Annotated in this window: 26 protein-coding genes; 9 read left to right on the forward strand and 17 right to left on the reverse strand. The window is 65.5% G+C overall.

Annotated elements, in window-relative coordinates:
* Positions 1–108 precede the first annotated feature (108 nt).
* Entirely contained in the window at positions 109–1,113 is a 1,005-nt protein-coding gene (locus SH602x_RS12890) for a DUF1559 family PulG-like putative transporter (protein WP_479472698.1), read from the forward strand.
* Positions 1,114–1,187: 74 nt separating this feature from the next.
* A complete protein-coding gene (locus SH602x_RS12895) occupies positions 1,188–1,565 on the forward strand; it encodes a carboxypeptidase-like regulatory domain-containing protein (protein WP_479472699.1) in 378 nt (125 codons plus the stop codon).
* Positions 1,566–1,596: 31 nt separating this feature from the next.
* On the opposite strand, the gene SH602x_RS12900 is transcribed toward SH602x_RS12895, so the two are convergent.
* Both SH602x_RS12900 and cutA read right to left on the reverse strand, forming a co-directional pair.
* Positions 1,597–2,034 carry a hypothetical protein gene (locus tag SH602x_RS12900; RefSeq protein ID WP_479472700.1) on the reverse strand — a complete coding sequence of 146 codons (438 nt, stop codon included), beginning with the start codon at positions 2,032–2,034 and terminating at the stop codon, positions 1,597–1,599.
* Positions 2,035–2,044: 10 nt separating this feature from the next.
* Positions 2,045–2,377 carry a divalent-cation tolerance protein CutA gene (gene cutA / locus SH602x_RS12905; RefSeq protein WP_479472701.1) on the reverse strand — a complete coding sequence of 111 codons (333 nt, stop codon included), beginning with the start codon at positions 2,375–2,377 and terminating at the stop codon, positions 2,045–2,047.
* A gap of 245 nt (positions 2,378–2,622) precedes the next feature.
* On the opposite strand from cutA, the gene SH602x_RS12910 reads away from it, so the two are divergent.
* The 6 genes from SH602x_RS12910 to SH602x_RS12935 all read left to right on the forward strand — a co-directional run bounded on the left by SH602x_RS12910 (position 2,623) and on the right by SH602x_RS12935 (position 7,860).
* Positions 2,623–3,189 (forward strand): DUF2752 domain-containing protein, encoded by a 567-nt coding sequence (locus tag SH602x_RS12910; RefSeq protein WP_479472702.1) that lies wholly within the window; start codon positions 2,623–2,625, stop codon positions 3,187–3,189.
* A gap of 35 nt (positions 3,190–3,224) precedes the next feature.
* Positions 3,225–4,094, forward strand: a complete 870-nt coding sequence (locus SH602x_RS12915) for an alpha/beta fold hydrolase (RefSeq protein WP_479472703.1) — start codon at positions 3,225–3,227, stop codon at positions 4,092–4,094.
* On the forward strand, positions 4,091–4,393 hold the full coding sequence (locus SH602x_RS12920) for a hypothetical protein (RefSeq protein WP_479472704.1): 303 nt from the start codon (positions 4,091–4,093) through the stop codon (positions 4,391–4,393). Before SH602x_RS12915 ends, SH602x_RS12920 begins: the two co-directional genes overlap by 4 nt.
* 132 nt (positions 4,394–4,525) lie before the next feature.
* A complete protein-coding gene (locus SH602x_RS12925; protein ID WP_479472705.1) occupies positions 4,526–5,101 on the forward strand; it encodes a hypothetical protein in 576 nt (191 codons plus the stop codon).
* A 145-nt stretch (positions 5,102–5,246) separates the two neighbouring features.
* Positions 5,247–7,169, forward strand: coding sequence for a hypothetical protein (locus SH602x_RS12930; RefSeq protein ID WP_479472706.1), 1,923 nt, complete (start codon positions 5,247–5,249; stop codon positions 7,167–7,169).
* A 37-nt stretch (positions 7,170–7,206) separates the two neighbouring features.
* Entirely contained in the window at positions 7,207–7,860 is a 654-nt protein-coding gene (locus SH602x_RS12935; RefSeq protein ID WP_479472707.1) for a hypothetical protein, read from the forward strand.
* A gap of 42 nt (positions 7,861–7,902) precedes the next feature.
* Here SH602x_RS12935 and SH602x_RS12940 read toward each other — a convergent pair whose 3' ends face one another.
* From SH602x_RS12940 to SH602x_RS12955, 4 genes are all read right to left on the reverse strand, one after another.
* Entirely contained in the window at positions 7,903–8,346 is a 444-nt protein-coding gene (locus SH602x_RS12940) for a Fur family transcriptional regulator (protein ID WP_479472708.1), read from the reverse strand.
* A gap of 141 nt (positions 8,347–8,487) precedes the next feature.
* The gene (locus SH602x_RS12945) at positions 8,488–9,351 is read right to left on the reverse strand and encodes a hypothetical protein (protein ID WP_479472709.1); all 864 of its coding nucleotides are present in this window, start codon (positions 9,349–9,351) and stop codon (positions 8,488–8,490) included.
* Positions 9,352–9,641: 290 nt separating this feature from the next.
* Positions 9,642–11,507, reverse strand: a complete 1,866-nt coding sequence (locus SH602x_RS12950) for a hypothetical protein (protein ID WP_479472710.1) — start codon at positions 11,505–11,507, stop codon at positions 9,642–9,644.
* Between the two features lie 78 nt (positions 11,508–11,585).
* On the reverse strand, positions 11,586–12,692 hold the full coding sequence (locus tag SH602x_RS12955) for a GDSL-type esterase/lipase family protein (RefSeq protein ID WP_479472711.1): 1,107 nt from the start codon (positions 12,690–12,692) through the stop codon (positions 11,586–11,588).
* Between the two features lie 340 nt (positions 12,693–13,032).
* On the opposite strand from SH602x_RS12955, the gene SH602x_RS12960 reads away from it, so the two are divergent.
* Entirely contained in the window at positions 13,033–13,617 is a 585-nt protein-coding gene (locus tag SH602x_RS12960; RefSeq protein ID WP_479472712.1) for an SH3 domain-containing protein, read from the forward strand.
* A gap of 105 nt (positions 13,618–13,722) precedes the next feature.
* Here the strand turns inward: SH602x_RS12960 and SH602x_RS12965 are convergent, their stop codons facing one another.
* The 11 genes from SH602x_RS12965 to SH602x_RS13015 all read right to left on the reverse strand — a co-directional run bounded on the left by SH602x_RS12965 (position 13,723) and on the right by SH602x_RS13015 (position 23,489).
* The gene (locus SH602x_RS12965; protein WP_479472713.1) at positions 13,723–15,273 is read right to left on the reverse strand and encodes an MFS transporter; all 1,551 of its coding nucleotides are present in this window, start codon (positions 15,271–15,273) and stop codon (positions 13,723–13,725) included.
* Positions 15,274–15,555: 282 nt separating this feature from the next.
* On the reverse strand, positions 15,556–16,551 hold the full coding sequence (gene galE / locus SH602x_RS12970; RefSeq protein ID WP_479472714.1) for a UDP-glucose 4-epimerase GalE: 996 nt from the start codon (positions 16,549–16,551) through the stop codon (positions 15,556–15,558).
* Between the two features lie 46 nt (positions 16,552–16,597).
* Positions 16,598–17,542 carry a lactate/malate dehydrogenase family protein gene (locus tag SH602x_RS12975; RefSeq protein ID WP_479472715.1) on the reverse strand — a complete coding sequence of 315 codons (945 nt, stop codon included), beginning with the start codon at positions 17,540–17,542 and terminating at the stop codon, positions 16,598–16,600.
* 161 nt (positions 17,543–17,703) lie between these two features.
* A complete protein-coding gene (locus tag SH602x_RS12980) occupies positions 17,704–18,651 on the reverse strand; it encodes a class II aldolase/adducin family protein (RefSeq protein WP_479472716.1) in 948 nt (315 codons plus the stop codon).
* Positions 18,652–18,705: 54 nt separating this feature from the next.
* Positions 18,706–19,014: a EutN/CcmL family microcompartment protein gene (locus SH602x_RS12985; protein ID WP_479472717.1), complete on the reverse strand. Its 309-nt coding sequence runs from the start codon at positions 19,012–19,014 to the stop codon at positions 18,706–18,708.
* Positions 19,015–19,037: 23 nt separating this feature from the next.
* Positions 19,038–19,796 (reverse strand): hypothetical protein, encoded by a 759-nt coding sequence (locus SH602x_RS12990; protein ID WP_479472718.1) that lies wholly within the window; start codon positions 19,794–19,796, stop codon positions 19,038–19,040.
* Between the two features lie 3 nt (positions 19,797–19,799).
* Positions 19,800–20,075, reverse strand: a complete 276-nt coding sequence (locus SH602x_RS12995) for a EutN/CcmL family microcompartment protein (protein ID WP_479472719.1) — start codon at positions 20,073–20,075, stop codon at positions 19,800–19,802.
* A 4-nt stretch (positions 20,076–20,079) separates the two neighbouring features.
* Positions 20,080–21,549: an aldehyde dehydrogenase family protein gene (locus SH602x_RS13000; protein WP_479472720.1), complete on the reverse strand. Its 1,470-nt coding sequence runs from the start codon at positions 21,547–21,549 to the stop codon at positions 20,080–20,082.
* 47 nt (positions 21,550–21,596) lie between these two features.
* Positions 21,597–21,917: a EutN/CcmL family microcompartment protein gene (locus tag SH602x_RS13005; RefSeq protein ID WP_479468041.1), complete on the reverse strand. Its 321-nt coding sequence runs from the start codon at positions 21,915–21,917 to the stop codon at positions 21,597–21,599.
* A gap of 42 nt (positions 21,918–21,959) precedes the next feature.
* Complete coding sequence (locus SH602x_RS13010) at positions 21,960–23,147, reverse strand: acetate/propionate family kinase (protein WP_479472721.1); 1,188 nt, start codon at positions 23,145–23,147, stop codon at positions 21,960–21,962.
* A 72-nt stretch (positions 23,148–23,219) separates the two neighbouring features.
* A complete protein-coding gene (locus SH602x_RS13015; RefSeq protein WP_479472722.1) occupies positions 23,220–23,489 on the reverse strand; it encodes a BMC domain-containing protein in 270 nt (89 codons plus the stop codon).
* Positions 23,490–23,563 lie beyond the last annotated feature (74 nt).

Consider the following 23,563-nt stretch of genomic DNA (forward strand, 5'->3'; position numbering starts at 1 on the left):
TTGAGAATCTTAAATAAGCGCCCGCCGTGCGTCCTTACGCCGGCGGACGGGAGGCTGGGCATGCTGCTGCGCTCCTTCTGGGCGCCCGGATACTTTGGGAGAAGCGATATGTCGTTGCGCAAGGCCTTCACGCTCGTCGAACTTCTGGTCGTCATCGCCATCATCGGGGTGCTCGTCGCTCTGTTGCTTCCGGCGGTCCAGGCGGCTCGCGAGGCGGCGAACCGGATGTCGTGCGGCAACAACCTGAAAAACCTCGGGATCGCCTGCCACAACTATCACGACGTCCATAAGAAGCTGCCGACGAACTTCGCGTTCGGGAGCGCGCCGTTCAACTTCCCGTCGCCTGCAGACGTGAGGATGACGAGTTGGATGACGCAGGCGCTCCCGTTCATGGAGCAGGGGCCGCTCTATGACATGATCGACTTCACCTACACCGACTCGAACGACCCTCGAAACGGCGGCAACTACAACACGCCCAACAATCCCAGCAACGCCTTCGCCGCGCGCACCGTGATCGCGTCCTATCTCTGTCCCAGCTCGGGAACGGAAGAACGAATGAGCGGACGGCACAATCACGGCGGAACCGGGGCGCCGACCGAACTGGCGATGAACAACTACCGCGGCGTCTGCGGATCGAATTGGACGTGGGGGAACTTCCAGACGGTTCAGACTCCCTGGGGAAACAGCGCCTGGGCCACGAACGGCGACGGGCTCAATGCCGGAAACGGCTTCTTCTTTCGCGGTCACGGGCGAGCCTGTTCGACCCGCTTCGCTCAGGCGACCGACGGGCTGAGCAACACTTTTATGGTCGGCGAAGGACTGCCGCAGCACGACAACCATTCGGGCTGGTTCTTCTTCAACTACGTCACCGGCACCTGCGCCGTCCCGCTCAACGCCCGGGCTCAATGTCAGAACACGGGCAACAAGGAATCCGACGCCGTCGCCTGCGCGCACGACTGGCCGAACAACTACTCCTTTCAGAGCCGTCATTCGGGCGGAGGCCAGTTTTGTCTCGGCGACGGACACGTCATCTTCGTGTCGCAGACCATCGCCCTCGACGTCTATCGCAGCCTCGGCACGATGGACCGCGGCGAAACGGCACAGGCGCCGTAGCTCGTCGCGTTCGCGCTGTCGTCACCTTCCGATATTCTCCCTGCCATCGTTTCGCCACCGGAGTGCATTGCTGCATGAATCGTCTCGTCTGCTGTCTGGTCCTGTCGGCGTCGGCCTTGATTCTCGGGTGCGGACCTGCGATGAACGAAGTGACGGGCACCGTCACCTCCGCCGGCAAGCCGGTCCCTGACGTGCAGGTCGTCTTTCTCGGAACCACCGGGGAGACGGCGCTCGCCAAGACGGATGCGAGCGGGGCGTATAAGGTCTCGGCGCTTCCGGGGAAGTACCAGGTTTCCGTGACGCTTCCTCCGGACCCGGCCAACATCCCGGACTCGGCCAACCCGATGGCGATGCCGAAGCTTCCGTTTCCGCAGAAGTACTCTGCCGCCGGCACCTCCGGTCTGACCTACGACGTCAGCGGACCAGGCACCTACGATATCAAGCTGGACTGAGCCCTCGACGAATCGCTCGCACGCCCGCGGCTCAGGTCGCTGCCAGTCGGGCGAGGAACGCTTCGCCGGAGAGCGCTTCTCCGGCGGAAGGTAGAAACACCACGACGCCTTCGGCTCCGCGCGGCGAGAGGGCGTCGAAGATCGTCTGCCAGAGCGCGGCGACGGCAGGACCTCGCACGTCGACGTGATGGACGCGGCTGCCGACGCCGGGCGCGACGAAGTCGTAGACTTCGCCGTCGATGCGGATGTCGGCGGACGCTTCCGCTTCGCTCTCCGCGTGCAGCGAGAACGACCCGTCCGGCTCGACATAGCCCCGCGGCTGCCGCTCGATCGCTTCGAGCGCCTCTTCCAGCGTCGTCTCGAACGGAGCGCCGAGTCGGCGATCCTCGATCGGCGGCGGATCGCCTTCGGAACTGGTTCCCTGCGGCGCCGCGTAAAGGATCGCCAGGATCGTCGGACCGACGGTCATACGTCGCCGTTCATGAAGGGGCTCGCTGCGGCGCCGACTTGTTCATCCACGCCAGGTAGTCGCTCGTGACGTGCGAGATCGGCACGGCCAGGATCTCCGGCGTGCGGTAGGGATGCTTCTCCCGCACGACCGCCGCGGCGTCCTCGAACAGGTCGCCGAAGGTCTTCGCCAGGACGATCCGCTCGCGGGCCATGTCCAGTTTCTCGTTCCACCAGAAGAAGCTCGTGATCGCGGACGAGACCTGCGCGCAGGCCGCGACGTGCCGCTCGACGAGAAGCTGCGCGATCGCGTCCGCCGCCTCTTCCGAGGGAACGGTGACGAATATTTGAATCGGCTGTCGCATCGCGGTTCCAACTCGTGAGGGTCCCGGACGACGACGAAGCTGAGCCGACCGCGGAGAAAGCGCGCAGCCTATAATGCGGCAACGCCCCGGCAGTCGTCAACGGCGTGCCCGAAGCGACCCCAATCGATCGTCGCAGCCGCATCCGCTCGTCCAAGGCGCGTCGGATCGACGGAAACACGGAGGGCTGACGCCTTCCGCTCGCGAGAAATGAACTTGCGACGAGAACGAAAGACGCTCTAGATCCGATGTCGGACACGATCGCCGAACCAGACGCTGACGCTTCGGCGCAGGACGGGATCACGCCCCATGGCGCCGATCCTGTCTCGGCGGACGTCGGGGTAGAAAGCACGGCACAGCGCCGTCGCCAGGCGCTGCGTCGGCTCGACCTGCAATCGCAATGGACGATGTTGATCGCGTCGTCGGTCGTACTGGGCCTGGCCCTGCTGCTCAGCGTTCCCGGAACGGCGCGCGAGGAGGCAGTGATCGTCCCGATCCTGAATCAGCCCCTGCCGCCGCTCTGTTCGTCGAAGATCCTGTTCGACCGCGAGTGTCCCGGCTGCGGTTTGACGCGGTGCTTCATCAGCATGGCGCAGGGCGACCTCGCGCGAGCGTGGCTCTTCAATCCCGCGGGCGTCTACTTTTTCCTGCTCGTCGTCGCTCAAATCCCCTACCGTACCTGGCAGTTATCGCGGATCTACCGCGGCAAGGAAAGCTATCGGAACCATCATCTGTTCGTGTTCCTGTACGTCCTGATGGCGCTGATGCTGGTACAGTTTTTCGCCATGACGTTCTTCGGAAGTTGGGACGTCTAACGTCGCGGTGTTCGCAGATCGAGAGAAGGATCGACGTGCCGAGTTTCGCCGCTGAAGGATTCACGCAGAACTATCGCGACGCGGGGCAGGGCGTCCCGATCGTGGCGGTTCATGCCTTTCCGCTCGACGGAGCGATGTGGCGCTACCAGGTCGAAGGGTTGCACGACGTCGCACGCTGGATCGTGCCCGATCTCCGCGGCTTCGGCGGAAGCCTTTCGATCGAGGAGAATCCGACCGGCGGAGCCCTTCCCCCGGCCAGAACGCCGGCTCTGTTCGCCGATGATCTGGCGAAGTTACTCGATCATGCGGAGGTCGATCGAGCCGTGCTCTGCGGCGCTTCGATGGGCGGGTACGTGGCGTTCGAGTTCGAGCGTCGCCATCGCGACCGCCTGCTCGGTCTGATTCTGTGCGGCACGCGCGCCGACGCAGATTCCGCCGCGAAAGTCGCCGACCGCCGGAAACTGGCGGAGGAGACCATGCAACGCGGATCGCAGGTCGTCGCGGACGCCTTCTCGCCCAAGCTGCTCGCGAAGCAGACCCGCGACGCGCAGTGGAACAAAGAGGCGGAAATCGTGAAGACGCTGCGTCGGCAGGACGCGACGTCGATCGCGGCGACGTCGCTGGGGCTGGGCGAGCGGGCGGATATGACGTCGCGGCTCGCGTCGATCGACGTGCCGACGCTCGTCGTCAGCGGCGAAGAAGATCTGCTGACTCCGCCCGACGTGATGCGCGCGATGGCGAGCGCCATTCCTGGCGCGGAGTTCGTTTCGATACCTGACGCCGGGCATCTGGCGCCGTTCGAGCAGCCCGAGCCCGTCAACGCGGCGATTCGCCTTTTCCTGAGCGATCGCTTTCCCGCGGCGTCGACGCCTCGCCCTCCCTTCGATGCATCGAGCCAGCCATGAGCGTCCCTCCCGACGAACGTTCCTCCGCCGAAAGCGTCCGCACCGGGACCGTGGAGCCCGCGCGCGACGAGGCTTCGCGATCGATGGTCGGAACAGTCGTCGCGGTCGCCTTCGCGGCGCTTTGCGGGGTCTACCTGGCGAACCCGACCCTGGGCGTGTTCGAACTGATTCCCGACAATCTGCCGTTCGTCGGCAATCTCGACGAGGCGACCGCAACGGCGATCCTGATCTCTTGCCTCGGATACCTCGGCATCCGCCTGCCGTTTCTCTCGGCGCGAGGGAAATCGGAGAAGCGATGAACGGTTCGCCGGTTCGCTAGGGCCGTTGATCGTTCCCCCGGCGCGGGGGAAGATAGGCGCTGTGTCGACGACTCTCGGCGAACGAAGTCGGCGGCGTCGGTACGATCTCCCTCCTGATTCTCTCTCTCCGTCATGAACGACGACGTTCTGAAGCGACGCGGCCTGGCGCTCGAAGAAGCCTTTTTCGCTAAACGCGATCAGGAGCTCATCGCCGGCATGTGGGAGCGGGTCGTCCGCGACGATCTCCAGGCGGCGATGCGCGAGTCCGGAGGAGCCGTCGACGAACAGACGCTCGACTACCTCGTCAAAAACGGAATCGGACCGAAAACGCTCGCGGCGCTGAAACTCGTCCCGCTCGTGATCGTCTGCTGGGCCAACGGAGTCGTCGAGCCTGAGGAGCGCGAACTGGTCATGCAGTCCGCGGCGAAGAACGGACTCCAGCCCGGAATGCCGGGTTACGATCTGCTGCAGGGCTGGCTGGAGCATCGGCCCGACCCGGAACTCTTCGAATCCTGGAAGAGCTACGTCCACGCAATGGCTTCCATGGCCGACCCCGCGACGAGGGCTTCGCTGAAGCAGGAAATTCTCGCGACGAGCCGTGCGGTCGCGGAAGCGGCGGGCAAGATCTTCGGTTACTTCCTGGGCACCTCCGCCGAAGAGAAGGCCGTGCTCCACGAGATCGAACAGGCGTTCGATCACGCGGCTTGATCGGGTAAGCGGCGAAGTGCGACCTGCCGTCGAAGCCACAGGCAGACCGGGCGAAGCTGCGGGACATTCGTCTCGCGGCATGGCATAATGCGAACGCTCTTCCCTCCGCAGCGTTCGCCTCTCCTCCGTCCGGCGAGATTCCTCCATGCCTCGCGCGCAGCTTCTGTGGATCCCCGCGTTGTCGCTCGTCACGGCGCTCGGTTGCGGCGGCGAAACGCCCGTCGCCCAGGCTCCGGCGCCATCGGCTCCGCCGACATCGGCTCCGGCTCCGATGCCGATGCCGTCCTCCGATACGGCGGCGATGCCGGCGCCTGATTCGTCGACGGCGAATCCGTCCGTTCCGCCGTCGGAAGGGGCGACCGTTCCTGTGACGTCGGCGGATCCTGGCGCCGCGCAGCCATCCGCTGCGGCTCCTTCCGCACCCGCCGCCCAGACGACGGAGGGGCAGCCGGTCACGCCCGATTACTCGGTTCCGGCTCCCGCCGGCGCGGTCGGCGCGCCGGCGATCCCCGATAACACCGCTCCGCCGTTGGATAACTCGGGCGCAATGCCGCCGCCGGACTATTCGATTCCTCCTTCGGCAGGGATTTCTCCGATGCCCGGAATGCCGGTGGGGGGAGTTCCGAGTCCCGGCCAACCCGGTCCCGGGCAACCTGGATCTGAACTATCCGGTCCCGGACAACCTGGCGTCGCGGCCGCTCCTCCGGAGAAGTCGTTCGAGGACATGACGCTCGCCGAGCGTGCCGAGTCCTGCTTCGCGAAGGGGGAAGAGACCGAGGGCTTCCGCTGGCTTTACGCTCATGCGATCGCCAGCGAGTTGGACCAGGCGGGCGAAACGTTGGACAAGCTTCGCTGGATGCCGGGTCCGAAGCGCCCGTCGCTGGCGACCCGTTTCGGCGTCGCGGTGAAGTTCGACTCTCCCGTTCCGCTGCTGGCCCTCGCGACGGCGATGCCTGCGATCGGCGATCCGGTGCCTGGACTGATCCGAGGCAGAGAAGGGCAGACGCCGGCGGGCGGAGATGTCTCCGGCGCCGCATCGGGGCGACCGAAGGGGATCCCGACCACGGCTCCCGAGACGCTGCGGTTCTTCGCCGGCGATCTCGGTCTGAAGTTCCTCGAACGCTTCGAGACCAGCCGCACCGAAAAGGACTGGGGCGAAGTTCTGAGCGAACTGGAGGGGGGCGGTTCGCTCCTCGCGACCGCAGTCGACACGAATAATCCGTACGGCGCCGAGGGCTTCGCGATGCCGAGTCCCGTGGCGTCGCCGTCGCCGGGGGGGGAATCGAACGCGTCCGATCGCGATCGGAAAAAGATCACCCCGGAGCTCGCCTTGCAGGGCGGAGGTCAGATCTCGCCCGGCATGGTCTGGCTCGGCTTCGAGCCCTCGTCGAGCGCTGCCGTACGCAAGGCGGCGCCGTTGGGGATCGATTGCGTGCTGCTGGTGGACATCGATATCCAGATTGGTCGCAACGCTCCGCCGCGGAACAAGACGAAGGTGGTCGCCACCGACGTCGCGTCGGCGAAGGTGGTCGCGTCCGCCGTGCTCGACCAGTTCGACGTCTACGAAATGCGCGAGTTGCGACCGAACGCTCCGGATCCTGTCGATCAGGCCGTCGAGACCATCTTCGAGAAGCTGGCGCCCGTCTACACGATGCAGGCGATGCCGGAAATCGCAGCCGAGTCGGCGCTCAATCGGGCGCGGCAACTGATCGGCGCTCCGCCTGCCGACCCCCTGACGGCGCTGGCGGAGATGCGCTACTATCTGCACAAGGGCCTGATGGACGACGCGCAGTACGCGATCGCCTGCAAGAACCTGGCCGGCGATCCGCTCGTGGGCGAAAAGCTCGCCTCGGAAAGCGAAGAAGATCGCATCGCCGCCGTAGAGACGCTCGTGAAATCGCTCAGCGGCGACGAAACGGCTTCTACGGAAGGCCCTGAGGCCGCGCCCAAGTCGGACGGCGACGCCTCGAAGGCCGAAGGCGAGGCGGAAGCAGAGACCGAGACCGAAACGCCGGGCGCCGCAGGTTCTCCGGCGGCGTCGATCGGGGGAGCGCCCGTCGTTCCCTGACCCTGTTCGCGAAGAAGCGCCGCGTTCGAACGAGCCGATGGATCCACTTCATTTCTGCGTCGCGATCGCCCCTCTGGCGGCCTACTTGTGCCTCCTGGGCGTGATTCATCTGTCGGTTCGCCCGTTCGTGACGAACGGCGCCCGCGATACTGCGGCGCTCGGCGTGGCGCTGCTCGGTTTCGCCGTGGTCGGTCCGATGGACCTGTTCATGCCGCAGGAACTGGTCTACCGCTGGGGACCGTACGCGTGGGCCCTGCTGCTGATCTTTTACGGCCTCTGCCTGACGCTGGCCGTCCTTATGGGCCGGCCGCGTATCCTGATTTACAACGTCACGTCGGATCAGCTTCGCCCGACGCTGGCGGACGTGGTCAGCGAACTGGACAAGGGAGCCCGCTGGGCCGGAACGAGCCTGGCGTTGCCCGACTTGGGCGTGCAGCTTCATTTCGAGTCGAACGACGCGATGCGCATCGCGCAGCTATCTTCGTCCGGACCGAAACAGAACGCCCTCGGCTGGCGGACGCTCGAGCGGGAACTGCGGAAGGCGCTCGCCCAGACCAGGTCGCAGCCGAACCCCTACGGTCTGGCCCTGCTTTCCGGCGCCGCGATCTGCGTGTTCGCCGCGTCGATCTGGCTCCTGGCGGACGGCGAGAACCTGTCCGATTCGCTGGTCGAGCTGATCTACCGCGTCTGACCGCGCTACACGCGCTGATGCGGCTCGATCACGCGCTGGCCGTTACGTGCAGGCTTCGCAGTGGCCGCGAACGACGACCTGGGTGATGTCGGCCACCGTCTTCGACGGAAACTGGCGGCGATCGATCTTGAACGCCTCGGTCGGCAGGCAAACGATCTTGCCGCAGTCGATGCACAGGAAGTGCGGATGCTCGCTCGCATCCTCCGCGGTCTGCTCCCGCCGCAGCTCGAACCGTTTGACGTCGTCCCCTAGATCGAGCCGGGAAAGCGTTCCCTGCTCGGCCAGTTCGTGCAGCGCGCGATAGATCGTCGACTGGTCGAACCCGTGATCGGCGAGCTGCGTCGTCACCTCCGCGTGGCTGAGCGGCCGCGGAGAATCGGCCACCCGCTGAAGCACGGCGATCCGGGCTGCAGTGCAGCGGAGCGACGCCTGTTTGAGCAGCGCCCGGGCGTTCTCGTCAGAAAAAGGAGCAGGTTCGGACGGCAAGAGCGTAGTCGCAGAAGCGGTGAAGGCGGATCCACGGACGAATCGATGACCGGGTTCGTCATTGTAGGGCGACCCGACGCCTGAAGAAACGGCTTCGCTCAGCCGACGCAGGCCGAAACGCTGATACAAATCGGGGCTCGCCTATGGCGTTCCGGCGTTCAAAGCCTGAAGACGCACCTCGACCTCTCCTCGCTGATCGTCGTCGGTCGCGGCCCGCAGGGCCTGATCCAGGTAGGCCCTGGCGAGCTTACTTTTTCCGGCCCTGAGCGCCGATTCCGCCCGGACCAGAGCCTGCCGGAACCGTTCATTCCCGGCGAGACTATCGCGATTCGCTTCGGCGAGATAGGCCGCCCGCTGCACGGCGACTCCGGCGGCAGCGACTTCCGCCGACGAACGCGACGCGGGAAGCGAAGCCGGCGGCTCGCTCGCGTCGCCCGGTCGCCCGGCGAAACTCGCCTGGCGGAATGCCTGCTCTCGCTCAGGCTTCAGCGGAGTCGGGCGTTCGCCCGCCGGCATAAAGGGGCGTTCGCCTGCTTGCAGGCGGGACATTCGATCCTGAAGCATCGTCGATCCGCCGCCGTAGACGCCTCCATCGGCTCCCACGATCGGAACGAAGCCGGTCACGAAGGGCGTGACCGACCCGCTGAAGATGCTCCCGTACCCGCCGTTGGGGACGGTCACCATCGGCGTCTGCGAGGAGGAGAAGCGGCTGCTTCCCTGCCCGGCGGTGAACCCGAGGTTGAGCCCGCCGGCGCTGAATCCGAAGCGGGCGTCGCCGTTCGGGTCGTAGCCTCCGTAGGGCGGGATCGCCCCGCCCCCGCCCCAGTTGAAGAAGGCGTTGCCGTTCGACCAGGACCCGGAGGCGCCGGAATGCTCGTAGAAGCTGTCGCCGACGTTGTTGAACGGCGTGCCGATCACGACGTTCTGACCCCGCGCGGCGAGCGGACAGGCCGAAACCGTCGCCGTCAGAACGAGCGCGCCGACAAAGTGCGTGAAGCGACGCATGCGACAACCTCCGTGAGCGGGGCCCTGTCCGATGCGGTCGTCGGCAGACTCCCCGCTGAGACGACCCCCTTCGCCCGATTCTAAGGGCGCCGATCGAGGGGCGTCAAACTTCGTGCGTCGTTCGGGGTCGGTAAAGACGCTGTGTGCCATGCCCACATCTCCGAAGGAAGGGTGGGCATGTTCAGGGCCAGCCGAACTTCGCATGCCCACCCTGCTGGCGCGATGTGGGCATGGCACACAGGGCGGCGAAGCGTGGTCCGATTACCGCTCTTGGACCGCTGGTCAGTGCGCTAACGTCCGCCGCCGGCACAGGCGCACGCACACGCGCACCCCGCACAAGCGCAGGCACAACCTCCGCCCCCACCGCCGCTGCCTCCCTTGCCTGAGGCGAGCGCTTCGAAAACGTCGGACGTGACCTTATCGAGCCCCGTAAGATCGACCAGACCGCCACCGCCCTCCGAACCGCCCAGCGAGAGGGGTTCGATCGAGGAGACCAGGCTGCCCGCCTGCTTCTCCATCCAGCCGGTGAAGGAGCCCGCGACGTCGCCCGCGCTGACGTCCGCCGGGGCGGCCGGCGCCGGAGAAGGGCCGCCGGACATCGGGCCCGAGGGAATAATTACCGGACGATACCAGGGGGGATGGTAGCGATACCCGCCGCCCGAGCGTCCCATGCGCCCGATCCAGTCGGTATCCATCGCCATCCACTCGAAGTTCCGGTCGATGGCCTCGCGCTTCTGCTTGAGTTCGCCCAGCGACTCCGCTTCCTTCCACGCCCGGTCGACGATCTTCTGATAGTAGTCCTTCGTCTGATTCAGATCGAAGCCCTTGAGCTGCGCCGCGAGCCCTTCCAGTAGGCGCTTCAGCGGCTCGCGCAGGTCGGCTGAGGGAAGCGGGCCCTCGTGCGTCTGCAGGATGTCGAGGAAGGGCTGTTCGTAGTCGTGCAGGGCGATGCCCTTCTTCGACGCGGCGGAGAGCCGGGCTTTACGCGAGACGCGAAACGGTTCCGTCACGCGCACCGTCGGGGGCTCCGTCGCGGTCAGTTCCAGAACCCCCTTCTTGAGCAGGCCGAACGTCACCAGCGTCGCGACGATTCCGAGCGGCTTCTCCAATACCGCGGCGGCGAGCGGAGCGGGCAAGCCGCGCTTGATCCCGCCCCCTTCGACGGTCGCGATCGCCGGCATGTACGTCCGCTGCGACTTGAGCGTCAGGATGGCCCACTCGTTGAGCGCGCAGAGGCAACCCAGAATCGGGTACATGATCAGGTGCCAGGCGGGACTGGAGATGAATATCCAGATCAGCAGCGCCGTCACGATGACGCCGAGGATCCAGCCGGAGCCCCGCGCGAAACGGAAGTAGATGAACCACCAGAACAGCACGAGAAACGTGCCGGAGATCCACTGGGCCGTACTGCTCGACTTCCACCAGAGCCACGCCAGATCGAGCGCCGACTGCTCGATCACGCGATCGACGGTTCGCTTGGGGAAGGAAACGCCGACCAACGGGTTCGACGGTCCGAGAGAGATCTGCGGATAGTCCCAGTACGCGACCAGGTGGACGTCGTCCCCTTCGCCGGCGAGCAGGACCTGCTGGTAACGCGTCTCTTCGTTCTGGTACTTCAGTTCCTCCTGCTTCACGCCCGGCGGCAGACTGACCGCCAGTTGCAGGTGCGTGGGACCGACGGTCGACTGCGGATCGAACCAGGTCGGTCGGATCCGGAACGACGCGAGCGCGTCCTCCGTCGTGTCTTGGTACACCATGTCCGGCATGGTACAGGAGAACTTGAACGTGCCGCTCTCGCCTGGCTGAATCGGGTTCGAGAGCTGGCACTCGACGCCCGTGTCGATGTAGGTCGACGTCTGGATCGAACCGACCGGTACTCCGTCGCGCGACGCGCTCATCGTCGACAGGTCGTAGTTCCCGTGCGGAAGTCCGACGTCGACGATGTCGATCGGGTGTGCCCCGGGCTGATTCGCGAAGGCGATCGTATAGTCCAGCCGGGCCGAGCCGTCCTTCTGAATCGTCGCCTCGAGATTCAGCGAGTCGACGGAGAAGCGGTAGTCCTGACCGATCGCGGAAGAGGCGCCGACGAAGGCGCTCAGCAGGCACGCGGCCAGCAGGGCAGCGCGGAACGCAAGAACGTCAGCCTGCTTTCGCATTCGGACTCGCCCTTTCCCTCAGGCAGAAGCAGCATTGCGGAAGCGCGCCGAGCGGACGAATCGCTCGCTCGGTCGAATCTACGGCTTCGTCGCGGTCGGCGTCGCGAGCTTTTCGATCGCGGCTTCCGCTTCGGCGATCAGCGGATCGAACTGCGGGATCTCGACCGCGTTGTTCCCCTGCTCATGCTTGCGAAACAGGAACAGGTAGGTCTCGTTCTGCGGACGATGGCGCTGGAAGAAGAGGAAGTTCTTCTGCTGAATCGCCGCCTGCAATTCCTCGATCTGCGCCTTGGAATATCCCAGCGGAACTTCGGCCCCCGACGCCCAGTCGTCGGCCGTCGCCGGGGCGACGGCATCGGCGATTTCGTGACCGAGCGTCCGGTAAGCTTCGCGCGTCAGCTTCTGTCCGTCGATCGTCCAAGACGGCGGATCAGCGGCTGCCGTCGATGCGGCATCGAGCGAAGCTCGCATGGTATCGAGCGACGCGAGCGTGATCTCCAGCACGGGCAACTTGCGACGCTCCGCCAACTCGACGACGGCGATCGCGTACGCAGCGAGATCCATGTTGTACGCGGCGATGCGATCCTTCAGAGCGCCGGTCGGCTCCATCGGCGGCGGAGTGACCAGGACGACCTTGCGTCCCGCTCGCTCCATATCGTCGATCAGACGCTCGTACCGTTCGAGGAAGACCGCCTTGCCCGCGGCGCCGTCGAACGCTTCGTTGGCGCCGTAACCCAGAAGGACGACGTCCGGCGCCGCGATGTCCAGGTCGGACAGCAGCCGCTTGTACCCGTCGTCCGGAGCGCCGAAGACCGCCCGGCTCTCGCCGCGAACGGTATCGCCTCCCCAGCCGAGGTTGCGAAAGGTCGGCTTGGCCGCATGCCAGCGGACGGTCAGGCAGAGTTCCAAGTCGTCATGTTCCTGCATCCGCTCGATCCACGAGCCGCCGACCCACGCGTACGAGGTTCCCGAATCGAGCGGGAACTCGCCGATCAGGCGACAGCGGAGCGGAACGGCCGATACGGCTTCGGCCGGCTCGTTCGCGGCAGGCGGTTCTTTCGCTGCGGAGAGTCCGGGAGCCGAAGTCGCGGCAGTCGCGAACATCAACCAGAGCGCCGCGAGCCACGAGCTTCCGCCGCGACGGCGAACGAGCGATGCGACGGACGAAACGCTGGAAAGGAGCACGGGCGGGAGTCCGGCGAAGCGGTCGAAGCAGGAACGACGAGCGGCGCGGTTTCGACGGTCAGCGCCGCCGACGTTTGTACCCCGCTGCGCGCTCCGCCGCAACGAGCGACGCCTGTATCGCTGCTGCTGGACGACGGCGGGAACTGCATGGCACACGACTCCCTTCGGCCGTCAAGGCTCCGATCGTCGCGGTTGAAACGATCCTTCCGCGCAGCCAGGTCTTCGTCCGCGGTTTTGACGAAGGGGAGAGCGTGACCTACGTTTGCCCGGCGGGTTCTCCGTGCGGAACGAAGCTTTCCCGCCGAATGCGGGCCCTCCTCTTCAACGCTTTCTGCGAACGATGTCCGACGATTCCTCCGATCCCCGCTGCCGTCGTATCCGCGAAGCGCTCGCGGAATGGTCGACGCTCTGCGCGGAGGGAGATCAGTCGGTCGAGCGACTGATCGCTGACGGTCGCGCGGCGATCGCCGAGGCGCCGGTCGGTCAAACGATCATGATCGACCGAAACGCCGACGCCGGCGAATGGTCGAAGATGATCGAAGAGCTGGAATCCCGTCTCGCCGGCTCCGCGGCAGCCGAACGCGCCGCCCGCGAAGAGGCGAAGCGATTCGAGACGGAGATCCAGGAACTTCGCCGGGCGAAGCGCGATCTCGAACGCGACAGCCGCAACGCGCGGCACGAGCTCGAAAACCTGAAGGCTTCGCTCGACGAAGACGCGGAGGAACGCGAGTTCGCGCGGCGGCAACTCGAATCGCGGGTGGCCGAACTCGAGGCCGAGAACCAGCGCCTGCTGTCGGCGCGCTCGACCGCTTCCGAAGTCGCAGTTCCGCCTCTTCCTGCCCAGCCGGCGGTCGAACCCGAGGCGAATGACGACTCGCCAGTCCGCCGTGCGCTCAAGTCGCTCGGCAAGAAGCGCAGCAGCTAATCCGGCGTCAAGCCTTTCGCGCTTCGACCAGGAAGTCGTCCGTCGACGAAAAAAGCGGCGGACTTTCGCCCGCCGCTTCGTGTCCGTCGTTCGGCGTACGGTGGCTTACGCCTGCATCGGCCCTTCGGCGCCGCCCGTGTACTCCTCGCCCTTTTCGTCTGCCGTGTGCAGGTGCTCCTGCTTGTAGCCGCCGGTCGCGGCGAAGTAGAGCAAGAGCAGGAGGTAGCCGCCCGCCATGCAGGCCGGAACGATCGAGGTCCAGCGGAGGGCCACGCGACCGCCATGTTCATCGGCCTTGGAGACGAGGGGCCGATCGCCCGTCGCGTTGGGGGCTCCCGTATCCTGCCACCAGGCGAGCAGCGCCTGGATCGGGTTGCCTTCGAAGTCGTCGACTCGCTTCAGGTTCTCGACGTCGCGTTCGAGCGTCTTGGCGGGCGGGTTGTCGAGGATCACGCCCTTCCTGGCGCCGTCGAGGCCGGTCACGCTGACCAGGCCGTACAGCGAGTTGGGCTGCTCCGCGACGTAACGAGCATGCGTTTCCGTATTGAGTTCGCGAAGCTTCTCGCTGGCGTAAAAGTCCTGCTGGAAGCCGATGATCGGCCCGCCGAGGGCGCCCGCGGAGAGCATACCCAGGCCGCCTGTAATGCCCATCGCGAGCGAGCCACCCTTGGGATAACGCTCGCCGATGACGCCCAGCATGGTCGGCCAGAGGAAGGTCTTGCCGATGCCGTAGACCGTCACCGCCATCCAGATCCACCACCATTGGTCGCCGATGCTGATCAGGTACAGACCGACGCAGCCGCAGATGGCGCTGACCAGCAGCAGACCGATCGGGTTGATCCGTTCGACGATCGGTCCGGCGAAGAACCGCAGGACGAACATGATCGCCGAGGCGTAGATGAACAGGAACAGTCCCTGACCGGCGAGGATCTTGCCCGTGATGCTCGAGATCCAGCTATCGGTTCCGAGTTCGACGTAACCGACCGCCGCATGAAGCACGAACAGGAAGAGCAGGATCGGCGAAGCCAGCGTCAGGAACATCTCGCCGATCGGAACGCCGGCGGCACGCGATTCAGGTTCCGGAAAGCGCTGGGTCACGGTGATGATGCCGTAGATCAGCGTCGGTACGAGGAACAGGCCGAGCAGAATCTCCCACTGCACCATGCCCGAGGCCAGAGCGCACAGAGCGCCGATGATCAATCCGGCAGGCCATCCGGCGTGCAGGATATTGAGGTAGTGCGTCTTTTTGGTGGGATAGAGCGTCGCGACCAGCGGGTTGATCGAGGCTTCGCACAGGCCGTTGCCGATCGCGAAGAGCCACATGCCGGCGGACAGGCAGTAGAACGTCGCGTCCTTGCCGTAGGCGTTGAAGACCGGCGTCGCCGCGAACGTGAGAATCGCCGACAGGATATGGGCGACGAAAGCGGCGAGCAGCAGGGGCTTGTAGCCGATCACGTCGACGAACAGGCAGACGAGGAGGATGATCACGCCGAAGCCGATCAACCCGCCGCCTGTGATGAGCCCGAGTTCTGTCTGCGTGAAGCCGTACTGCTGCCCCCAGACGCCGAGGAGCCCGCCGCGGATCGCGAAGCCCATACCCGCGGCGATGAGCGTCATGAAGCTCGCGAGGAAGATCAGAAATCGATTATTGCCCATGCGTGGTCGGCCTTCGGCAGCGTGGAAGAGGGGAGAAGTCAGCCACGAAAAGGACCGCGGAGCGACCGGACGAACGTCCGTCGTGAGGTAGGCGCAACTTCCGGCCTTTACCGCGGTCGATAGGGCCGGCGACGGACCAGAGTGTAGTCGGCGCAAGCGCCTTTCGCCACGGCGCCTAAACGACGTTTCTCCCCCTTTTTCCGCGCCGCCGATAAGCTGCCGCGGTCGGGAAAACAGCGCCGGCTCTTGAGAGAAGAGAGCGCAGAAAGTCGAAGAGAGCGGCTATTTCGCGTAGCCGGTCGGATGGGCCTGGAACCAGCGCCAGGCCGTTTCGACGATCGCGTCGAGCGAGTCGTACTTCGGCGACCAGCCCAGTTCGCTGCGGAGCTTGTCGCCGCTGGCCCAGAGTTCCGCCGGATCGCCGGCCCGACGGGCGCCGACCTTCGCGGGCAGTGGATGGCCGGTCACGCGGCGGACGGCGTCCAGAACCTCCTGCACCGAATAGCCGCGACCGATCCCGACGTTGAAGACCGCCCCGCCCGGCGTATCGAGCCGCTCGAGCGCCAGCAGATGCGCGTCGATCAGGTCCTCGACGTGAACGTAGTCGCGGATGCAGGTGCCGTCCGGCGTCGGATAGTCCTCGCCGAAGATCGTCATCGCCTCGCGTTGTCCCAGCGCGACCTGCAGGGCGATCGGCACCAGATGGGTCTCCGGCTTGTGGTCCTCGCCGATCGAGCCGTCCGCCGCGCAGCCCGCGACGTTGAAGTAGCGCAGGGCGACGTAGGAAAAGTCCGGATCCGCCTTGGCGACGTCCGCCAGAATCTGCTCGACGAAGAGCTTCGAGCGTCCGTACGGATTGATCGGGTTCTGCTCGGCGATCTCGACGATGGGCGAAGCGACGGCGTCGCCGTAGGTCGCCGCCGTGGAACTGAAGACCAGCTTCCTGACGCCCGCCAGCTTCATCGCCTGGAGCAGACTCACGGCGCCGGCCGTGTTGTTCCAGTAGTATCGCAGCGGATCTTCGACCGATTCCCCCACGGACGTGAGCGCCGCGAAGTGCAGCACGCGGTCGACCTTGTATTCCCGCAGCGCCGCGGCGATAGCGTCGGTCTCGATCAGGTCGAGTTCGAGCAGCGTCGCGTCGGGATGAACCGCCGCCCGATGACCGCGACAGAGATTGTCGAGCACGACGACGCGTTTGCCCGCGCCGACGAGCGCTCGCACGGCGTGCGAACCGATGTAGCCCGCGCCGCCGGTGATGAGGATCGACGATTTCACGATCGGTCCGTTCTGCTGGCGTAAGAGAATCCGCAGCAGCGGGATTCTACTTAGCGCCGATGCGGGAGAGAACCTGATCGAGGGTCTGCTTCAGAACCGAAGCGCTCTGCTTCAGGCCCTGAATCTCCTTCGGCCAGAGTTCGATCTCGTGCCGCGCGAGCACGCCCTTGCGACCTACCTCGGTCGGAACCGAAAAGGCGACGTCGCGAATGCCGTACGCTCCGCCGACCTGAATCGTGGAGACCGGCAGGATCCGCCGCTGGTCGAGGGCGATGCACTCGATGACGTCGCGAATGGCGATGCCGACGGCGAACCCGGCGCCCCCCTTCTTCTTGATGACCTCGGCGCCGGAGCCCTTGGTCCGCGTGAAGATCTGGCTCGCGACGTTCGCGTTCCAGCCGGGCAGCTTGTCCAGCGGCAGACCGGCGACGTTCGCGGTCGACCAGATCGGCACCATCGAGTCGCCATGTTCGCCCAGAATCAGGGCGTTGACCTGCGTCGGCGGGGCGTCGAGGTGGTCCGCGATCAGGGCGCGGAAGCGGATCGTATCGAGCTGCGTCCCCAGACCGATCACCCGCTCGGGCGGCAGCCCCAGTCGCTTCGCCGCGACGTAGGTGAGGATGTCGACCGGGTTCGAGACGACGTGCACGATCGCGCCGTCCTTCAGGCCCGCCTTCTTGATCTCGTCGAGGATGCCGACGAACAGATCGGTGTTGCGGTTGATCAGGTCCAGGCGGCTCTCGTCCGGCTTGCGACGCAGGCCGGCGGTGATGCAGATCACGTCGCTGGACGGGATGTGCTCGTAGCCGCCCGAAACGATCTTCTGATCCGCGACGCTGGGGGCGCCGTGCAGCAGGTCGAGCGCGTGCCCGCCCGCCAGGTCGGCGTTGACGTCGAGGATCGCGATCTCGCGGACGATCTTGCCGGTCTGCAGCGCGAACGCCGCGCAGGAACCGACCAGACCGCCGCCGCCGATGATGCTGACTTTCATGGGTTCGATCTCAGGCGAGCGGGGGACTTAGATCCCCCGAGGTTCGTAGTCTGTAGGTCAGGCATCGCCTGACGGAAAGCTGGAGCGAGCCGGACGGTAGAGACGAGCCGAACCGAAGTAGCCGTCAGGCGATGCCTGACCTACAGGATTCGACGCGAGACCTACTTCGCGTTCGCGAGCGCGGCCATGACGCGGTCGGTGATCATCTTCACCAGGGCGTCCTGATCGACGCCAGCGACCATGTTCGCCGCGGTGGCATTGGCGGCGGCGTTCTCGCCGACGCGAACCGGGCCCGCTTCGACCAGCTTCGCCGCTTCGGCTTCGACCTTTTCGCGGCTCGCGGCGGGCTTCATCGGGGGCGGAGCGTCGAAGGCTCGACGATCCACGCCCGACTGCTTCCAGCTATCGCGGAAGACGTCGTTGGCGCAGATGTCGCAGTTCTTGTATTCCTCGGTCAGGCGCGGGTCGGACCAGCCCCACTTCTGCTTCAGTTCGAGCAGTTCCTGGCTCTTCTCGTGACTGAGATAGTTCACGTGGCCGAGCTGCCGCGCGAGCATCAGCATCCGGCAGTAGGCGTCGAGAATCTCGGTCCACCAGTACGCCCGCTCGACGTTTTCGCCGTAGCTGACCGTCCCGTGGTTCGCCAGGATGATGACGTTGGTCTTGTCGACGAACGGCAGCACCGTCTCGGCGAAGGCCTTGCCGCCCGGCGTTTCGTACATCGTGATCGGCGTATCGCCGAGGAACACTTCGACCTCGGGCAGAACGCACTGCGGGATCGGTTCCCGAGCGATCGCGAAGGCCGTCGCATGAGGCGGATGGCAGTGGACGACGCTCTTCACGTCGGCCCGCTTCTTGTAGATCTCCAGGTGGAGCAGGGCCTCGCTGGAACGCGGCTTCGATCCCGAGATCTGCTTGCCGGTCATGTCGACAGTCGAGATGTCCTCCGGCTTCAGGAAGCCCTTGGAGTGCATCGTCGGCGTGCAGAGGACTTCGTTGTCGCTGATCCGGACGGTGATATTCCCGTCGTTCGCGGCGGCGAAGCCCTTGTTGTAGAGGCGCCTGCCGATCTCGCAGATGTCTTGCTTGATCTTGTGGACGTTGGCCATGGTTCAGATCGCTTCGGGATCAGGGAATGTCGTCGTTTAGTTCTGAGCGAGTTCTTACGAATTCGGATCGATCTCGATCGTGTCGATCAGCGCCGTGACGTAGGCGTCGACCGCTTTCGGTTCGGGGCGGAAGGGTTGCGACGCCTCGGGCCCTTCCGCGAGCGCGACCAGTTGGCCGATCCCGGCGCCGAGATCGTCCCACGCGACGAGGCCTTCGCCTTTCGCTTCGGAGGTCAGGCTCGCCGGGTCGCAGATCTTCAGTTCGTTCCAGTCCAGCGGCACGACGACCTTCAGCCGGCTTCCCTTGAACGAAGGGTGCAGGCGACTGAGCGTCACGGTGCCGACGGTCTTGGCGATACGCATATGCGGAGTCCGGCCTTTCTCGATCAGGCGAGGGCAGGGGAGCAAGTCCAGGCCGCAACGACCTGCCTGACCTGCCAACTGCTGAATCGGGCCGGGGGGAGAATCAACACGTTCGGACGAAGCGCCGCGACGTTGCGGCCCGCCTCTTCAGGATCGTTCGCCCACGTCGCGCGGACATGGGCGTGACGGTTCGCATGACAGACGGCTTCCGCCATCCGGTCGGTAAACCAGAGTCGCAGCGTTCGTCCTGCCGGCTTCGCGGCGAAGAGCTGGCTCAGCGCCGAGAAGCCCTGATCCAGCAGCGACCGCTCGGCGAGGAATTCCTGCTCGACGTCTTTGACCAGGCCGCGAACGTGATGCGGATGGGCCTCGAACGTCTCGCGATCGCAGCCGACCCACAGGACGGTCGCGTCAGCGCCCGACGTGCGAGTCGAGGCCTGCGCTTGTTTCGATGCGCCGGGCCGGACGACTTCCACGCGGATGCGACGTTCCTTGAGCAGGTCGCGAACCAGCGGAGTCACCACGGCGTTCGGGAGCACCTCGATCGTCTTCACGCCGACGAGCCGGTCTTCCAGCGTCCGCCAGGCGATCATCCGCTCGGTCAGTCGCAGCGTTTCGCGCGAGTCGGCTTTCGCGAGCTCGCTCACCCCGCTCAGCGCAGGCGCCGGCAATCGCGCAGCCGTCGGCAACGGCGCAGCCATCGGCATCGAGACGTCGAGAGCGGCGAGCCGCTTGACGACCTCCTGCACGATGCGATCGATGGCTGCGGGATCGAGGTTCATGAATCAGGATCGGTTCGCGGAAGGGTCGACGATGCCGACGACCGACCAGCGAATGGGGTTGTGTTCGATGTTCAGCGCCTGTCGGACCGAGGCGCCGTCGCTGCTGAGGATCACGTCGTCGCCGACGCCCGCCCCGATCAGGTCGATGGTGATGATCGGTTCGCCGTCGATGCGTACGCCGTCCGCCATCAGCGGCTTGACGATCAGCAGCTTCAGGCGGTCGAGCGAGTAGTGCTTGACCGTAGCGGTCGCACGACCGACGACGCGGGCGACTTGCATGCGACTATTCTTTCCCGACGATCCAGAGATCGTCGACCAACGAGCAGCGACGCTCGCGGGTGAACGTGAGCGGCGTGGTGACGCCTTCGCCGGTCGGTCCCGCGATCGAGAAGGAGAGATACCCTTCGCCGCCCAGCCCGAGAGCCGCCATGCAGGGACCGTTCTTGACGAACAGCGTCACGTCCAGGATCCGTCCCATGCGGGTCATGTTCCGGACGTTGTGCGAGTGGATGATCGCCGTATGACGAAAGCCATGTTCGGCCTCTTTCGCCTTGGCGATGGCGTCGTCGACGTTCTTGCAACGGACGAACGGCAGGAACGGCATCATCTGCTCGACGGGGACGAACGGGTTCGATTCGTCCGTTTCGCCGAAGAGGAGTTCGCACTTCGGATCGACCGAGATGCCGGCGCCCTTGGCGAGGACCGCCGCGTCCTTGCCCAGGAAGTCCTTCGACGGAACGTCGTGCTTGTCGTCCCCTTCGCCGACGGAGATGATCGCCGCCTTCGTGAGCTTGTCCACCTGCGACGCGTTCAGACGGACCGCGCCCGCACGCTCCATCGCCTGTATCATGGCGTCGAAGACCTTCTCCACGACGAAGACTTCCTTCTCCGCGATGCAGAGCAGGTTGTTGTCGAACGAGGCGCCCTGGATGATGGCCTTCGCGGCGCGATCGAGATCGGCGGTCTCGTCGACGACGACCGGCGGATTGCCGGGACCGGCAACGACCGCGCGTTTTCCTGCACGCAGAGCGGCTCGCGCGACGGCGGGACCGCCCGTCACGCAGATCATGTTGACGTCGCGGCTCTTGAAGATCGTGTCCGCCGATTCCAGCGTCGGCTCGACGATGACGCAGATCAGATTGTCGATGCCGACTTCGCGACGGATCGCGGCGTTGTAACGCTTGACCCCTTCGGCGGCGACCCGCTTGCCCGACGGATGCGGATTCACGACGAGCGTGTTGCCGCCGGCGATCATGTTGATCGCGTTGCCGCTGATCGTCGGCAGCGAGTGCGTGACCGGCGTGATGGCGCCGATGACGCCGAACGGAGCGTGTTCGATCACGGCCAGGCCATGATCGCCGCTGTAGCATTGGGTCGTCAGGAACTCGGTCCCGGGCGCCAGCGTTCCGAGAACCTTAAGCTTCTCGATCTTGTGTTCCAGGCGACCGACCTTGGTCTCTTCCATCTCCATGCGACCGAGTTCGCCGCAGGAGTCGACCGCGATCCGACGGATGATGTCGATCGCCTGCTTCCGCGCGGCCATCCCCTTGGACGAGAGCTTGTCGAAGGCTTCGCGAGCTGCGGCGATCGCTTCGAGGGGATCCTCGAACAAGCCGAGTCGCCCGTCGTAGGACTTCGGCGCGACGACGCCAGCCTTCGCGCCGTTCGACGACGCGGGCATCGACGGGATGCGACCGACTTCGGCCAGCACCTGGGCTACGACGTTGCGGATGAGATCTTCGCTGAGTTGCATGTGCGGTTACTCGTTCTCGACGGAGAGAGGAATCGTTTCGGCGAACGCTACGCGGTCTGGTCTTCGCGGGAGAAGACGCACGCGCGGTCGATGTGGACCTGGTCCACGATGCCGATGATCACGCAATCGACGGGGAGCTTGAGGGTTTCGGGAGTCATCCGGGCGCTGGAGCCCTGAGTGATGAGGACGTACTCGCCTTCGCCGGCGCCGACCGTGTCGACGGCGACGAACGTGCGGCCCGTCGTGACGAGCGACTTGCGTGCGTCCGCCTCGAGGCGATACGGCTCGACGATGAGCAGCTTATGCCCGACCATCGACGCCGTTTTCTGCGTCGAGACGATCGAGCCGGTGACTTTGGCGACGAACATGTTTCGCTTTCGCCCTTCGACGTCGGACGTCGTGGGGATTCGTTACGCGGCCTGAAGGAGGTCGCGGGTTTGTCGCGCGACGACCAGCTCTTCGTTGGTCGGCACGATCCAGATTTCGGTTCGGCTGTCGGCGGCGTGAATGGCGCCTTCGCCCTTGGCGGCGGCGTTCTTCGCTTCGTCGAGTCGGATGCCCAGTTCGCCGAGGCTCTCGCAGACCGCGCGGCGGATGCCGACGCCGTTCTCGCCGATGCCGCCGGTGAAGACGATGACGTCGATGCCGCCCATCTCCACGAGCATGCCGCCGAGGTTGCGTCGAATCTCCGAGACGTAGACGTCGAGCGCGAGTTGTGCCCGGTCGTTGCCCTCCTTCGCGGCAGCTTCCAGATCGCGGATGTCGCCGCTGACGCCGGAGACGCCGAGCAGCCCTCCCTTCGATCCGAGGTCCGTCAGGATCTGTTCCAGACTCTTGCCCGTTCGCTCCATCAGGATCGGCAGGGCGTACAGGTCGAAGTCGCCGACGCGATTGTTCTGCGGCAGACCCGATTGAGGACTCATCCCCATCGTGGTCATGACGCTCTTCCCGTCCCGAATCGCAGTGAGCGAACTCGACCCGCCGAGGTGGCACGAGACGACGCGTCCCTTGCCCTTCTCGGTCAGTTCGGCGATCCGCTGCGAAATGAAACGGTGACTCGCGCCGTGGAAACCCCAGCGCTCGATCTTGAACTCCTGCGCCCACTCTTCCGGAATGGCGTACCGTCGCAGACGCGGCGGAATCGTCAGATGGAAGCCCGTCTCGAACGCCGCGACCAGCGGAATCTCCGGCAGCTTTTCGCCGAGGAGCTTCATCGCCGCGATGTAGGGCGGGTTGTGCGCGGGCGCCGTGGCGTTCATCTCCGCCATCGCGTCGAGCACGTCAGGCGTGACTCGCTGGACGCCGGAGACGCGACCGCCATGCACGGCCTTGAACCCGATCGCGCTGACCTCGGAAGGATCCGAAAGGCAGCCGAAGCCGGGCTCGCAGAGTCGTTCGAGGGCTTCGCGAACGGCGGCTGCATGGTCAGGCAGGTGCGCAACGGTATCCCGACGCTTGCCGCCGATTTCGACGAAGCAGGCGCTTTCCGACGATCCGATGCGTTCCGCCCCTCCTCGCGCGATCTGCTTCTCGTCGGTCATGTCGAACAACCGATACTTGAAGCTCGTCGAGCCGAGGTTGGCCACCAGCACGTACATCTCGCGATTCCTTTCGAATGACGATCCCTTCCCGACGTCACGACCCCCGCTGGCAGAGCCAGCGGATCGCGACTAGTCGAGGTAAGCGGCCATCACGCCGTCGGCCGGACGGGGGATGATGTGGCTGCCGACGAGCTCGCCGACCTGGGTCGCCGCGGCGGCGCCCGCCTCGACGGCAGCGCGGACCGAGCCGACGTCGCCCGAGACGACGGTCGCGACCAGTCCGCCGCCGATGCTGATGCGCTTCACGATGCGGACGTTGGCGGCCTTGGCCATGGCGTCGGTCGCTTCGACCAGCCCGACCAGACCCTTCGTTTCGATCAAACCGATAGCGGTATTCACAGCAGGATTTCCTTTGAGACGTTGTGCGATATCAGGTACAGCCGGGGCAGGCGACGGGAGCGTCGGCACGGGCT

Source organism: Lignipirellula cremea, from assembly GCF_056501455.1.

Excerpts from the sequence above, each read along its gene's own strand:
- SH602x_RS12990 (WP_479472718.1), bottom strand. The coding sequence starts at position 19,796 with ATGAACCTCGATCCCGCAGCCATCGATCGCATCGTGCAGGAGGTCGTC.
- SH602x_RS12965 (WP_479472713.1), bottom strand. The coding sequence starts at position 15,273 with ATGGGCAATAATCGATTTCTGATCTTCCTCGCGAGCTTCATGACGCTC.
- SH602x_RS12925 (WP_479472705.1), top strand. The coding sequence starts at position 4,526 with ATGAACGACGACGTTCTGAAGCGACGCGGCCTGGCGCTCGAAGAAGCC.
- SH602x_RS12920 (WP_479472704.1), top strand. The coding sequence starts at position 4,091 with ATGAGCGTCCCTCCCGACGAACGTTCCTCCGCCGAAAGCGTCCGCACC.
- SH602x_RS12895 (WP_479472699.1), top strand. The coding sequence starts at position 1,188 with ATGAATCGTCTCGTCTGCTGTCTGGTCCTGTCGGCGTCGGCCTTGATT.
- SH602x_RS12900 (WP_479472700.1), bottom strand. The coding sequence starts at position 2,034 with ATGACCGTCGGTCCGACGATCCTGGCGATCCTTTACGCGGCGCCGCAG.
- SH602x_RS12985 (WP_479472717.1), bottom strand. The coding sequence starts at position 19,014 with ATGCGTATCGCCAAGACCGTCGGCACCGTGACGCTCAGTCGCCTGCAC.
- SH602x_RS12980 (WP_479472716.1), bottom strand. The coding sequence starts at position 18,651 with ATGGCCAACGTCCACAAGATCAAGCAAGACATCTGCGAGATCGGCAGG.
- SH602x_RS13010 (WP_479472721.1), bottom strand. The coding sequence starts at position 23,147 with ATGTACGTGCTGGTGGCCAACCTCGGCTCGACGAGCTTCAAGTATCGG.
- SH602x_RS12945 (WP_479472709.1), bottom strand. The coding sequence starts at position 9,351 with ATGCGTCGCTTCACGCACTTTGTCGGCGCGCTCGTTCTGACGGCGACG.
- SH602x_RS13005 (WP_479468041.1), bottom strand. The coding sequence starts at position 21,917 with ATGTTCGTCGCCAAAGTCACCGGCTCGATCGTCTCGACGCAGAAAACG.
- SH602x_RS12950 (WP_479472710.1), bottom strand. The coding sequence starts at position 11,507 with ATGCGAAAGCAGGCTGACGTTCTTGCGTTCCGCGCTGCCCTGCTGGCC.
- SH602x_RS12935 (WP_479472707.1), top strand. The coding sequence starts at position 7,207 with ATGGATCCACTTCATTTCTGCGTCGCGATCGCCCCTCTGGCGGCCTAC.
- cutA (WP_479472701.1), bottom strand. The coding sequence starts at position 2,377 with ATGCGACAGCCGATTCAAATATTCGTCACCGTTCCCTCGGAAGAGGCG.
- SH602x_RS12995 (WP_479472719.1), bottom strand. The coding sequence starts at position 20,075 with ATGCAAGTCGCCCGCGTCGTCGGTCGTGCGACCGCTACGGTCAAGCAC.
- SH602x_RS12930 (WP_479472706.1), top strand. The coding sequence starts at position 5,247 with ATGCCTCGCGCGCAGCTTCTGTGGATCCCCGCGTTGTCGCTCGTCACG.
- SH602x_RS12910 (WP_479472702.1), top strand. The coding sequence starts at position 2,623 with ATGTCGGACACGATCGCCGAACCAGACGCTGACGCTTCGGCGCAGGAC.
- SH602x_RS12960 (WP_479472712.1), top strand. The coding sequence starts at position 13,033 with ATGTCCGACGATTCCTCCGATCCCCGCTGCCGTCGTATCCGCGAAGCG.
- SH602x_RS12890 (WP_479472698.1), top strand. The coding sequence starts at position 109 with ATGTCGTTGCGCAAGGCCTTCACGCTCGTCGAACTTCTGGTCGTCATC.
- SH602x_RS13000 (WP_479472720.1), bottom strand. The coding sequence starts at position 21,549 with ATGCAACTCAGCGAAGATCTCATCCGCAACGTCGTAGCCCAGGTGCTG.
- SH602x_RS12975 (WP_479472715.1), bottom strand. The coding sequence starts at position 17,542 with ATGAAAGTCAGCATCATCGGCGGCGGCGGTCTGGTCGGTTCCTGCGCG.